The sequence below is a fragment of the Paraclostridium sordellii genome, from assembly GCF_000953675.1.
GTDB classification, from domain to species: domain Bacteria; phylum Bacillota; class Clostridia; order Peptostreptococcales; family Peptostreptococcaceae; genus Paraclostridium; species Paraclostridium sordellii.
Window position 1 is genome coordinate 1167948 of sequence record NZ_LN679998.1, and the last position, 13707, is coordinate 1181654.

Annotated in this window: 11 protein-coding genes and 1 tRNA gene; all 12 read left to right on the forward strand. The window is 25.8% G+C overall.

The annotated features are described in order from the left end of the window. Nucleotides 1-67: 67 nt before the first annotated feature. The 12 genes from ATCC9714_RS05660 to ATCC9714_RS05715 all read left to right on the forward strand — a co-directional run bounded on the left by ATCC9714_RS05660 (nt 68) and on the right by ATCC9714_RS05715 (nt 13671). Complete coding sequence (locus tag ATCC9714_RS05660) at nt 68-3295, forward strand: ligand-binding sensor domain-containing protein (RefSeq protein WP_057544702.1); 3228 nt, start codon at nt 68-70, stop codon at nt 3293-3295. A gap of 112 nt (nt 3296-3407) precedes the next feature. Next, a tRNA-Ser gene (locus ATCC9714_RS05665) sits at nt 3408-3496 on the forward strand. Nucleotides 3497-3632: 136 nt separating this feature from the next. Then, complete coding sequence (locus tag ATCC9714_RS05670; protein WP_155485672.1) at nt 3633-3800, forward strand: hypothetical protein; 168 nt, start codon at nt 3633-3635, stop codon at nt 3798-3800. Between the two features lie 122 nt (nt 3801-3922). Then, nucleotides 3923-6052, forward strand: a complete 2130-nt coding sequence (locus ATCC9714_RS05675) for a DEAD/DEAH box helicase (protein WP_057544703.1) — start codon at nt 3923-3925, stop codon at nt 6050-6052. Nucleotides 6053-6174: 122 nt separating this feature from the next. After that, nucleotides 6175-6402 carry a hypothetical protein gene (locus ATCC9714_RS05680; RefSeq protein ID WP_021123825.1) on the forward strand — a complete coding sequence of 76 codons (228 nt, stop codon included), beginning with the start codon at nt 6175-6177 and terminating at the stop codon, nt 6400-6402. A 131-nt stretch (nt 6403-6533) separates the two neighbouring features. After that, nucleotides 6534-6821, forward strand: a complete 288-nt coding sequence (locus ATCC9714_RS05685) for a hypothetical protein (RefSeq protein WP_021128418.1) — start codon at nt 6534-6536, stop codon at nt 6819-6821. A gap of 133 nt (nt 6822-6954) precedes the next feature. Then, nucleotides 6955-7956, forward strand: a complete 1002-nt coding sequence (locus ATCC9714_RS05690; RefSeq protein ID WP_057544704.1) for a LacI family DNA-binding transcriptional regulator — start codon at nt 6955-6957, stop codon at nt 7954-7956. A gap of 203 nt (nt 7957-8159) precedes the next feature. Beyond that, nucleotides 8160-9812: a PTS transporter subunit IIBC gene (locus ATCC9714_RS05695; RefSeq protein WP_057544705.1), complete on the forward strand. Its 1653-nt coding sequence runs from the start codon at nt 8160-8162 to the stop codon at nt 9810-9812. 4 nt (nt 9813-9816) lie between these two features. Beyond that, a complete protein-coding gene (locus tag ATCC9714_RS05700) occupies nt 9817-10608 on the forward strand; it encodes an endonuclease/exonuclease/phosphatase family protein (RefSeq protein WP_057544706.1) in 792 nt (263 codons plus the stop codon). A gap of 27 nt (nt 10609-10635) precedes the next feature. Then, a complete protein-coding gene (locus tag ATCC9714_RS05705; RefSeq protein ID WP_057544707.1) occupies nt 10636-12297 on the forward strand; it encodes an alpha-glucosidase in 1662 nt (553 codons plus the stop codon). A gap of 15 nt (nt 12298-12312) precedes the next feature. Continuing rightward, nucleotides 12313-12864, forward strand: coding sequence for a sugar O-acetyltransferase (locus ATCC9714_RS17875; protein ID WP_021123836.1), 552 nt, complete (start codon nt 12313-12315; stop codon nt 12862-12864). Between the two features lie 138 nt (nt 12865-13002). Next, nucleotides 13003-13671, forward strand: coding sequence for a hypothetical protein (locus ATCC9714_RS05715; protein WP_057544708.1), 669 nt, complete (start codon nt 13003-13005; stop codon nt 13669-13671). Nucleotides 13672-13707 lie beyond the last annotated feature (36 nt).

A 13707-nucleotide genomic window follows, 5' to 3' on the forward strand; every position in this document is an offset into this window, starting at 1 on the left:
TTGAAATTTAGGATTTACTATATAATATTAGTGTAAATGGAATTTTTTTTCTTTGAAAGGAAAGTATATGGGGAAAGTTAATTTATTTAGTAGGATTGGTTTAGTGATTTTAATTAATTTTTTTATTTTTTTATGTTTATTTAATAAGGTTAACGCTCAAGATAGGCGGATAACATTTAATAACTTAAATATAGAACAAGGCATCAGTCAATCTACCATAGACGTGATTTTTCAAGATAGCAAAGGCTATGTTTGGTTTGGAACTAATGATGGATTAAACAAGTACAATGGATATGATTTTAAGGTGTACAATTATGAATATGGAGAAAATAGTATAAGTAATAATCATATAAGTGATATAGATGAAGATAGTCATGGAAATATATGGATAACAACCATAGGTGGCGTAAGTAAGTTAAATCCTAAAAATGATGAGATAAAAAACTATAAAGTTAAAGATAATTCTATAGGAAGCAATAACGCTATGGAAGTATTAGTAACTAATGAAAATAAAGTATTAGTTGCTACTGATGAAGGATTGTATTTATATGAGGAAAACTTGGATAAATTTAAGAAGGTTTTAGGCGAAAATAACGATATTAATTGTCAATATATTTACTCTATAGATGAAGATTCTGAAGGTAATATTTGGTTAGGTCTTAAAAAGGGAGTTATAAAAGTATCAAAAAATTTTAAAATCATAAAAACTTTTCCTACATCAACAGAAAAGAACTCTTTAGGAGAAGGTGAGATTTATAATGTATATTGTGATGATGAAAATGGATATGTTTGGGTAGGAAGTGCTAGTTCAGGATTATCTAAAATAAACACAAAAACAGATGAAATAACTAGGTATACGCATGATTTAAATGATTCAAAATCTATACCAAATGACAATATAGGTTGTATAAAAAAAGACAGTAAAGACAATGTATGGATAGGTACTGCAAATGGACTTGCAAAGTACAATAAGCAAAGTGATAATTTTAATGTTTATCATCATAAAATATATGATAAAAATAGCTTAGTAAATAATAATATAAAAAGCTTAATGGAAGATAGTAAAGGCCTTATATGGGTTGGTACCTATTCAGGTATAAGTATATTTGACACAGATAGCAAGATAAATCATTATAAAGCAGGACTTGATGATAATTATTTGCTAAATGAAAATATAGTACATGGTGTATATGAAGATGAGGATGGATATCTTTGGGTAGGTACAAATTCAAAAGGTGTAAATATAATTGATAGGAAAAATAATACATCTAAGCAATTAAACAGTAGTATAGATAAAGCATTTAAAAATGATTCTGTAAATGATATAACTGGAAAAGGCAATATTATTTATATAGCAACTGATAATGGACTTATTAAACTAGACAAATCAAGAAAGATATTAAAAAATTATAGTACAAAAGACGGTTTAGTAGATAATAAAATAAAAGATGTAATGATAGATAGTAAAGGCTATCTATGGATTGGGACAACAGATGGATTAAGTATTTTAAATCCAGAAACTGACGAAGTCATAGATATAAATAAAATTATAAATGATAAAATAAATAAAGGTAAAAATCAAAATAACTATATTAGACATATATATGAAGATAAACAAGGTAATTATTATTTAGGACTTTTAAAACAAAATGGACTATGTGTTATAAATCCAAAAGATAGAACTATAAAACATTATAAGCATAGCGAAAGTGATAATGAAAGCATAAGTGATAATCATGTTAGATATATAAACGAGGATAGTAAAGGAAACATATGGGTTGGTACTAGCTATGGATTAAATAAACTAGATAAAAAAAGTGGTAAGTTTAAGAGATATACAACTAAAAATGGAATAGCAAACAATACTATATATGGTGTTTTAGTAGATAATGATGATAGTATATGGATAAGTACAAATAAGGGGATTTCTAAAATTGATTCAAATAATGATAAAGTTATCAATTTAAGTGTAACTGATGGATTACAAGGAAATGAATTTAACGGTAATGCAGCATATAAAAATAAAAAAGGAGAACTTTTTTTTGGAGGCGTTAATGGATTAAACTCATTTTACCCAAATGACATAATTAAATCAGGAGATAAACCTAAAGTATTGTTTGATAAATTTTTAATAGATAATAAAGAATTTCATGATATAAACAACAAGAAGTTTAGTGAAGGAACAAATACAATAAGTATAAAGTTTTTTACTCCAAATTATTCAAGTGAAAAAAGTACTACATACGAATATAGATTAGAAGGTAGTAGTGGAGGAATAACAAGAACAAAAGATAATCATGTTACTTATAATGATTTACAGCCTGGTAATTACATATTTAAAGTAAAAGCAATAGACACAAGCGGAAATGTAAGTGACGAAAGTCAAGTTAGTTTCTCTATAAAACCTCCTTTTTGGTTAAGTGGATATGCATGTTTAATATACATATTAATAGTAATTGCATTTATAATAAATCATAAATATAAAGTAAAGAAGCTTGACAAACTAGTACAGAAAAAAACTCTTAGATTAAGAGAAGAGATGGAGAGAAATACAGTTTTACTAAATAAAAATATAAAACTAGAAAAAAATAAAAATAACTATTTTGTAAACTTATCTCATGAGTTAAGAACTCCTTTAAATGTTATAAGCAGTACAAATCAACTTATATTAGGATTAATGAAAAAAGATGAAGGTATTAAAGAGGACAGATTAAACCATTACATAGACGTATCACAAAGAAATTGCAAAAGACTATTAAACTTAATTAATAATATAGTAGATAGTACAAAGCTTCAAAATGATATGTATGTAATTTCATTAAAGAAAGTGGATATTGTCTATTTAGTAGAAGAAACTGCATTAACTTTAATTGATTATGTAAGTGCTAAAGGAATTGATTTAATAATAGATCCAGAAATTGAAGAAAAAACTATAATGTGTGATAGTTATGAAATTGAAAGATGCATTGTTAACTTAGTCGGCAATGCAGCTAAATTTACTCCTGAAGGAGGAACAATAACAATAACTATTAAAGATTTAGATGATAAAGTTAAAATTAGTGTATCAGATACAGGTGTTGGTATAGATGAAAAGTATCATAAAGCTATATTTGATAGATTCAGTCAAGTTGTCGATATAAATAATGAAGTGAAGGCCGGAAGTGGACTTGGACTTACTATAACCAATCATATAATTAAGCTTCATAATGGAGAAATATATGTTGAAAGTAAACTAGGTGAAGGGAGTAATTTTATTATAATACTTCCAGTTACCCAAAATACTAAAAGCAATTAATCATAATTTATAAAAAAAGAAGTGTAATTACACACTTCTTTTTTTATATAGTTATTTAAATAAAAGAAGTATTTACAAAATATGATAAAGATGGTATATTATATATGAGTTTGGAGAGGTGTCCGAGTGGTTTAAGGAGCTGGTCTTGAAAACCAGTGACTCCGAAAGGGGCCGTGGGTTCGAATCCCACCCTCTCCGCCAATATTTTAAAGCATCTAGATTTTAGATGCTTTTTTTATATAATATAAACAATTATTGTCATTTATAAATCATGAATACTATTAACTAATAAGTGAAAAATAAATTGTAATAAATATAGTATAAAAAGGAGTTATAAATGAATAAAAACAATAAATTAAAAAAAGAACAAAAACTAGATAATTTAAAGAAGAACATTATATTTTCTAGCATAGATAATTTAAGTGGAGAAATGGATAATTCATCTGAAAATTTAGAAGTGTATTTTGAATTAAAGAAAAATAAATTTGATAAAGCAGATAAGTAATATAAAAACATAAAGACCTGTATATACAGGTCTTTATGTTTTTATATTACTATAGGTTAACAAATATATGTGATATTTAAATACATAATTATATAAAATATTTTAATAAAGTAGGTGAACGTATGAAGATAAGTGAAGTAAAAGAAATTATTGAAAATAATACTGAAAAAAATAGATACAACTCAGGAGTTATTTTATATAAAAGTAACTTAGTGAGTAATAGTTATATAAAAAAAGAAAGCGAAAATATAAATTTCTATGCAACTATTAGAGATGAAAGCTTTTTAAATCAAAATACAGTATTTATAGTTTTAAGTGAGAAAACAAAACGTATAGTAAGTACAAGTTGTGACTGTAATGATTGGCTATGTAAAAGTGGAGAGAGCAATACATTTATATGTAAACACATGGTAGCTGCAATATATAAATGCCTAGATGATTTGAACAAGAAAAAAAGTAAAAAAAGTAGTAGTATAAGTCATAGTAAAAATGAAATAAAATATGCAAAGTTAAATACAAGTATAAATATATCAAAAGATGAATTTGATATGTTGGAAATTTCATTTAATATAGGTAAATTAAATCAATCTAGATATAAAGATATATATAATTCATATAAACAAAATAAAAGGTTATACCATTTAAAAGAATCTATATATCTAGATTTACATGATGAAGAAATACAAAATCTTTTTAAATTAATAGATACTTTAGGATTTTCTGGAGAAGGAAGTAGCTTTAAAGTAAATAGTAATAAAGCATTATATATAGATGAATATATAAGAGAAAAGAGTATAAATTTTGTAAGTGGAAAAGAGTATATTAAAAATATATGCGAAAAGTTTAATAAAAAAGATAATTATAAAAATAAAATCCATAAAGAATTAGATAATATATTAAGAGAATACCAAAAGGATGGAGTTACATGGTTTAATAACTTAAGTTATTATGGTTTTGGAGGGATTTTAGCTGATGAAATGGGCCTAGGAAAAACTTTACAAACAATAGCATTTATAAGGGGGAATGAAAACTCTAAAACTATGATAATTACACCTACATCATTAATTCATAACTGGAAAAATGAATTTAATAAATTTACACCTTCAATTAAAGTTGGAATTATACATGGGGATAAAAGTTTAAGAGAAAATGTAATTGAAAATTATAAAAGTTATGATGTTATAATAACTACATATTCAACAATAAGAAATGATTTAGAACTTTATAAAAATATAAATTTTGATTATTTAATTATAGATGAAGCTCAAAATATTAAAAATCCACAAACTATAAGTTCTAAAGCTGTTAAGAGTATAAATTCTAAGTCTAAGTTTGCACTTACTGGTACTCCTATAGAAAATAATTTATTGGAGCTATGGTCAATATTTGACTTTATAATGCCAGGATATTTATATGATAAAGTGAAATTTCAAAATGAATTTATAATAAATGAAAATACAAATGAATTAAAAAAATTAATAAAGCCATTTATACTTAGAAGAACTAAAAAAGAAGTAATAGAAGAATTACCTGATAAAATTGAGAAAAAATTTATTGTAGAATTAAATAAAGAACAAAAACAAATATATGATATATATAATAAAAGTGTATTAGAAAAGTTAAAAAATAATAAAGGCAAAAGTGATAAAATTACTATATTCTCTTATTTAACTAAATTACGTCAACTATGCTTGCATCCAAAAACTTTGCTAAAAGATTATAAAGGTAAAAGTGAAAAGTTAAAAGTATGTATGGAAATAACTAAAGAAGCTATTGAAAGTGGTAGAAAAATTTTAATATTTTCTCAGTTTACGAGTATTTTAAGAATCATTGAAGAAGAAATTCAAAAAGAAGGCATAGAAAAATTATATTTAGATGGTAAAACTAATGCTCAAGATAGAATTAAATTAGTAAATGAATTTAATGAAAATAAGAATATAAAAGTATTTTTAATATCATTAAAAGTAGGAGGAACAGGGCTTAATTTAACCAGTGCTGATATGGTAATACACTTTGATCCATGGTGGAACTTATCTGTTGAAAATCAAGCAAGTGATAGAGCTCACAGAATAGGACAAAAAAATGTAGTAGAAGTTATAAAATTAATTTCAAAAGATACAATAGAAGAGAAAATAGTATTATTACAAGAAAGTAAAAAAGAGCTTATAGATAATATAATAGATGAAAAATTGTCTAATTCAAATATATTAAATAAGCTTAATAATGAAGATTTAATCAACTTACTTAAATAAGTTAAATATTTTATATTGAAATATTATATCTGAATTTGATATGTAACCAAAGTTTAAATTTCTACATATTATTATATAAGTAGATTTATCTACTTTCATAATAATACTGGAGATGTATATAAATGGGAAAGAAAAAAGTTGAAGATAATATTAAAAAAGTAACTAAGCCTGTAACAGATGTAGGAAAAGAAGTATTAAATGGTGCAGGAAATATAGGAAAAGAAACTATAAATACTGGATTAAATGTAGGAAAAGATGTACTAAGTGGTGTTGGAAATATAGCAAAAGAAACTATAAATACTGGGGTTAATGTTGGTAAAAAGGTAAAAGAAAACATCAAAGGAAAATAGTAACTAATAAGGGAGCAGAGATGCTCCCTTTATTATATGTAAATCTTGGAATAGACCTAAAATACATTAAATAATACACAAAATGAGTTATAATATTCAAGGACCATATATTTTGAGAGGAGATTATAACCATGGGGAATAATATTAAAGTGCTAAATGAATCATATCAATTATTATTAAAAGCAGAAGATATGTTAAAAAGTAATTTTGATTATGAATCTAACATTAAAAATACTTTTTTAGATGAAGAAAATGAGCTTATAGTATTAGAAGATAATTTAGGGAGATACATACAATATGACGTATATGACTGTTACACAGCATTAATAAAAGTTTCAAAACTTTATAGTAATGCTGAATTACATAAAATATGTAAAAGGTTGAAGGAAATAAGTATAAAAGCTGAAATGATTCACTAATGTAAAAAGTAGCTTTAAACTATATAGTTTAAGGCTATTTTTATGTAATGAAATTATATAAATAAAAATTTAATATGTTATAATAGAAGAAAATTAAAAAGGGTAAATAAAAATATAAAGGAAATTTAACATTATGAAAGTTACAATAAAAGATGTGGCAAAGGAAGCTGGGGTAGCGACGTCTACTGTATCTAGAGTTCTATCAAACAATTCAAAAATAAGCGATGAAACAAAAGAAAAGGTACATAAAGCAATAAAAAAATTAAATTATAAACCAAGTGCTATAGCTAGAAGTTTAGCAAATAACAAAACTAGAATATTAGGTGTTATTTTGCCAAATGAAGCTCAGGAATTTCTTGATAATTCATTTTTTCTAAATGCAATGAAGGGAATAAGTATTTATGCACAAAGTAAAGGTTATTATATAACTTATGTATTCACAAAAGAAAATAAAAAAGAGTTAGATAGTATAATAGATATTATTGATGCAAAATTAATAGATGGAATAATACTATTAAGGTCAGAGGAAAATGATAAAAGTATAAATTACTTAAAAAAAATTAATTTTCCTTTTTCAGTAATTGGAAGGCCGGAACATTCTAATGATATATTATGGGTAGATAATGATAATTTTCAAGCTACTTATAATGTTGTAAATAAACTTGTTCAAAGAGGACATAGAAATATAGGTTTTATTGGAGCTATTGAAAATTTAAATATGTCTAAAGACAGGCTAAAAGGTTATACTATGGCTCTAGAAATAAATGGAATAAGTTTAAATGAAAACCTTATAATACATGGAACAGATTTTACTGAAGAAGAAGGATATATTTGTATGGAAAAATTATTTGTAAATAATGACTTAAGTGCAATAATAACTACGGATGATTTATTAGCATTTGGAGTTAGAAAATTATTAAATGAAAAAAATATAAAAAATATATCTTTAGTTGGATTTAATGATACTAAATTAGATAAGTATCAAAATCCACCATTAGCATCGGTAAATATTAATGCAGATGAATTAGGATATTATGCAACGAAACTTTTAATTGATAAGTTAGAGAATAATCGCGCTATAAACAACCACTATATTGTAAAAACTGAATTTATTGAAAGAGAATCGTTTATATAATAAACCACATATGTATATATGTGGTTTATTATATGCAATCGATTGCCTAAAGTTTGGAAATATAAAAATAAATAGGAATAAATTCTTGAAAACATTTTCATAAGGTGCTATAATAAACACATAAAAATCAATTTAGCGAAGTGAAGTAATATATTTTTTTAAGAAATAATGCAATCGGTTGCATAAAAGAGAGGGGATTTATAATGAGTAGTAAAACTAAACTAATATCTTTTGATTTCTGGCAAAAGCTAGGAAAAGCACTTTTAGTAGTTATAGCAGTAATGCCGGCTGCGGGGCTTATGGTTTCTATAGGTAAACTTATAGGTATGTCATCAGATGCCCATTTTATAATGACAACTGCTAAAGTTGTAGAAGACATAGGTTGGGGAATTATTGGGAACTTACATATATTATTTGCAGTAGCAATAGGAGGATCTTGGGCAAAAGAACGTGCTGGTGGAGCCTTTGCAGCAGTAATTGCTTTTATATTAATAAATCGTATAACAGGAGTTATACTTGGTGTTACACCAGAGATGTTATTAGATCCAAATGCAACAGTAACATCATTAACAGGAGCTACACTTTTAGTAAAAGATTACTTCACATCTATATTAGGGGCACCAGCTCTTAATATGGGAGTATTTGTAGGTATAATTTCAGGGTTTATGGGTGCAGTTCTTTACAATAAATTCTATAACTTTGATAAACTACCTAAAGCTTTAGCATTTTTCAATGGAAAACGTTTTGTACCATTTGTTGTAATTTTAGGGTCAGTAGTGGGTGCTATTGTTTTAGCTATAGTTTGGCCATTTGCACAAGGTGCACTAAATGCATTTGGTATGTGGATTGCATCTTCTAAAGATACAGCTCCAGTATTAGCACCTTTTGTATATGGAACTCTTGAAAGACTATTATTACCATTTGGACTTCACCATATGATAACAGTTCCTATGAATTATACGGAATTAGGAGGAATATATCAAATAGCAACAGGAGCAGCCGCTGGAACTACTGTTGCAGGTCAAGATCCATTATGGCTTGCATGGATAACAGATTTAGTAAACTTAAAAGCTTCAGGAGATACTTCAGCATACAACCATTTATTGACAAGTATAACTCCAGCTCGTTTTAAAGCAGGTCAAGTAATATTATCAACTGCATCACTTGCAGGTATATCACTTGCAATGTATAAAAATGTAGATAAAGATAAAGCAAAAAAATATAAACCTATATTTATCTCTGCCATGTTAGCTTGTTTTCTAACAGGAGTAACAGAACCAATTGAATTTATGTTTATGTTTATATCACCAGTTTTATACTTAGTATATGCAGTACTTACTGGACTTGGATTTGCACTTGCAGATATAATCAATTTAAGAGTTCATGCCTTTGGATTTATAGAATTTTTAACTCGTACTCCAATGATGATAAAAGCAGGACTTACTATGGATTTAATCAATTTCTTCATATCATGTGCAGTATTTTTCTTCTTAAACTTTGGAATATTCAATTTCTTAATTAAGAAGTTTAATATTGCAACACCAGGACGCAGAGGTAATTATATAGAAGAAGGTAATGAAGAGGATAATAAAAAAGCTGATACAAATATGGCACAAGATGTTTTATCAAGTAAAATAATTAATTTACTTGGAGGAGCAGATAACATAGAAGATGTAGATGCGTGTATGACACGTTTAAGAGTAACAGTAAAAGATGTTAGCTTAGTTGGAAATGAAAAAGAATGGAAAGCATTAGGAGCATTAGGATTAATAGTTAAAGATAGAGGTGTTCAAGCTATATATGGACCTAAGGCGGATGTTTTAAAATCAAATATACTAGACATGTTGGGGGCGTAGCAAATTGAAACTTTTAACATTAAATTGTCATTCATGGCAAGAAGAAAATCAAATTGAAAAAATAAAATATATAGCAAAAACTATTAATGAAAAAGATTATGATGTAATAGCTCTACAAGAGGTAAGTCAATTAATAGAAAAAGATAAAGTGCACGAAAATGTTAAAAGTGATAATTTTGCATTGCTATTACAAAATGAATTAAAAAGTTTGGGTAATAATCAATATGAATTTTATTGGGATGTAGCACATATAGGATATGATATTTATGAAGAGGGGCTTTGTCTTATGACAAAGCTTCCTATAGTTAATAAAGAAAGCTTTTATATTACAAATTCAATAAAACTTGATTTTTGGAAAACAAGAAAAATAGTTGGAATAGATGTTATTTATAAATCAAAAGAAATTAGATTTTTATCTTGTCACTTAGGATGGTGGAATGATAATGAAGAACCATTTAAAGAACAAGTAAAAAGACTTATTAATGAAACTGATAATGAAAAACTAGTTTTTTTAATGGGAGATTTTAATAATAATGCAAATATAAAAGGCGAAGGTTATGAATATCTATGTAATAAATTTTTTGACACATATAAGCTTTCTAAAGTTAAAGATGAAGGAATTACAGTTAAAGGTAAAATTGCAGGCTGGGATGATAATAAACTAGATTTAAGGTTAGACTTAATTTTATCTAATAAAGAAATTGATGTTGAAAGTTCTAATGTAATATTTAATGGAATAAATAAAAAAGTAGTATCAGATCACTACGGAGTAGAAGTTTGTATAAACGTAAAATAAAAACACAAGTTATGGAGGGTGACATATATGAAAAAAATTTGGTGGAAAGAAGCTGTAGCTTATCAAGTATATCCAAGAAGTTTTTACGATTCAAACAATGATGGAGTTGGAGATTTAAGAGGAATAATAGAAAAATTAGACTATATAAAAGAATTAGGAATAGATATTATATGGGTGTCTCCTTTTTATAAATCTCCAAATGATGATAATGGATATGATATAAGCGATTACCAAGATATAATGAAAGAGTTTGGAAATATGAAAGACTTTGATGAATTATTAGAAGCGGTTCATAAAAAAGGGATGAAATTAATAATTGACTTAGTAATAAATCATACTAGCGATGAACATCCTTGGTTTATAGAATCAAAATCTTCAAAAGATAATCCAAAAAGAGATTGGTACATATGGAGAGATGGTAAAGAGGATAAAGAACCAAATAACTGGGAAAGTATATTTGGAGGATCAGCTTGGGTAAAAGATGAAAAAACTAATCAATACTACCTACATTTATTTACTAAAAAACAACCTGATTTAAATTGGAAGAATAAAGATATGAGAAGTGCTATTTATGAAATGATGAATTGGTGGTTAGATAAGGGCATAGATGGATTTAGAGTTGATGCCATAAGTCATATAAATAAAGAAGAAGGGCTTTTAGATATGCCAAATCCTAATAATTTAAAATATGTTTCTTCTTTTGATAAGCATATGAATGTAGAGGGTATACATGAATATTTAAAAGATATAAAGGATAATACTTATGGTAAATATGATGTGATGACCGTTGGAGAAGCTAACGGAGTAACTCCAGAGGATGCTCACCTGTGGGTATCTGAAGAGGAAGGTAAATTTAATATGGTGTTTCAATTTGAACATTTAGATTTATGGAATAACAATATGGATAAATCTTTAGATTTACTTAAGTTTAAGAAAGTATTATCTAAGTGGCAAAATAATTTGCATAATATAGGTTGGAATGCTTTGTTTATAGAAAATCATGATATACCTAGAATTGTATCTATGCTAGGAAATGATGAAAAATATTGGTATGAAAGTTCAACTTGCTTAGGCCTTATGTATTTTATGCAAGAAGGTACTCCTTTTATATATCAAGGTCAAGAAATTGGTATGACTAATGTTGAATTTGAAAATATAGAAGATTATGATGATGTAAAAACTAAAAATAATTATTATTTAGGATTAGAATCTGGAGAGAGTCATGAAAATCTTATAAAAAGAGCTTGGAGATTATCAAGGGATAACTCAAGAACTCCTATGCAATGGGATGATAGCAATTTTGGTGGATTTAGCAAAAGTAAGCCATGGATAAATATAAATCCAAATTATAAAACTATAAATGTCAAAAATCAAATAAATGATGAATATTCAATTCTTAATTTTTATAAAACTATGATAAAGATAAGAAAGTCAAATGAAGCATTAATTTATGGTGAATATAAGTTAATATTAGAAGATGATAAAAATATATATGCATACAAAAGAGTTTTAGGAAGTGACGAATTTATAATAATTACAAATATGTCTAATGAAAAAGTTATGTATAATTATAAAGATATAAAATTAAACTATGAGAATTTAGTGATAGCCAATTTAAAAGTGAAGAATCATGAAACAACAAATAGCATTGAACTAAAACCTTGGGAATGTAGAATGTACAAAATCTAATAAAAGGGGAATTATATGACTGAAAAAGAGAAGATGTTAAGTGGAAAAGCCTATATAGCATCAGATGAAGAACTTGTTAAGGAAAGAAAATATGCTAGAAAAATAACTCGATTATTTAATCAAACTACAGAAGAAGATGATTATGAGAGAGTGGTTTTATTAAAAAAGTTATTTGGAGCTACTGGAGAAAATATCTATATAGAACCAAGTTTTAAATGTGACTATGGATCTAATATTTATATTGGGGATAATTTTTATGCTAACTTTAATTGTATAATGCTAGATATTTGCGAAATTAAAATCGGAAAAAATGTTATGTTAGCACCAAACGTTCAAATTTATACGGCATATCATCCAATAGATGCAAAACTTAGAAATTCAGGTATTGAGTATGGAGCTTCTGTAACTATAGGAGATAACGTATGGATTGGAGGAGGAGCTATAATAAATCCAGGTGTAAATATAGGGGATAATGTAGTTATAGGTTCTGGAAGTGTTGTAACAAAAGATATACCAGCTAACTGTGTAGCTGTAGGAAATCCATGTAAGATTATAAAAACTTTATAAATAAAAAAGTATCTATGACTATATTAAAAGATTAGTTATAGATACTTTTTTATTTATTTTTAACTTTAATAAAATTAGTAATAAAGTTTAATTTTTTACATATAAAAATTAATAAAGCTTTTTATATGTGGAGGAGTTATGGAAACTTTCTTATTTAAAATAGATGAAATTAAAAGAATTTTAAATTCAAGAGATATAGAATCTATAAAGAAAAGTAAATATAAAACAATACCCGCAAAAGAGATAAGAAAAGAAACTAAAAAAATAAGTGAACTATATAATTACTATGTAAAGTTAGTAAAAAAAGTAAAGAGATATTTATTAGATGGAGATTGTATTTTTTTAGAAACAAAAGAACATAGTATAAATAAAATGGTATGTCTAATGATTAAAATAAAAAAAAGTGAAATAGAAGAATTCATGAAAGTTGATATTAGAGTATTGACTGGAGATACTAAAGATACATATATGAATTGCACTTACTATAATATTGAAAAAAGAGGAATTTTATATATAAATGAATTTACATCAGGTAAACCAAAATTTGGATATGGAAAGATTATACTATCAAACTTAGATTATATAGTTAATAAAATCAATACTATACTAGATTATTACAATCATTATAATGACAATTGTATCTTTAATTATATACAGTATATAGAAGGTATCGCTATACCTTTTAAGAGTATAATAAGCCAAGAAAATTTAAATAAAATTTATAGAAAATATGGATTTACAATAAACGAAAAAGATGGAATGAAAATAAAAAAAGAAATTCAGATTAAAGAATGTCTATGTATATAGAATAGAAATAGTCTATTTGGATAAATTAATATATAA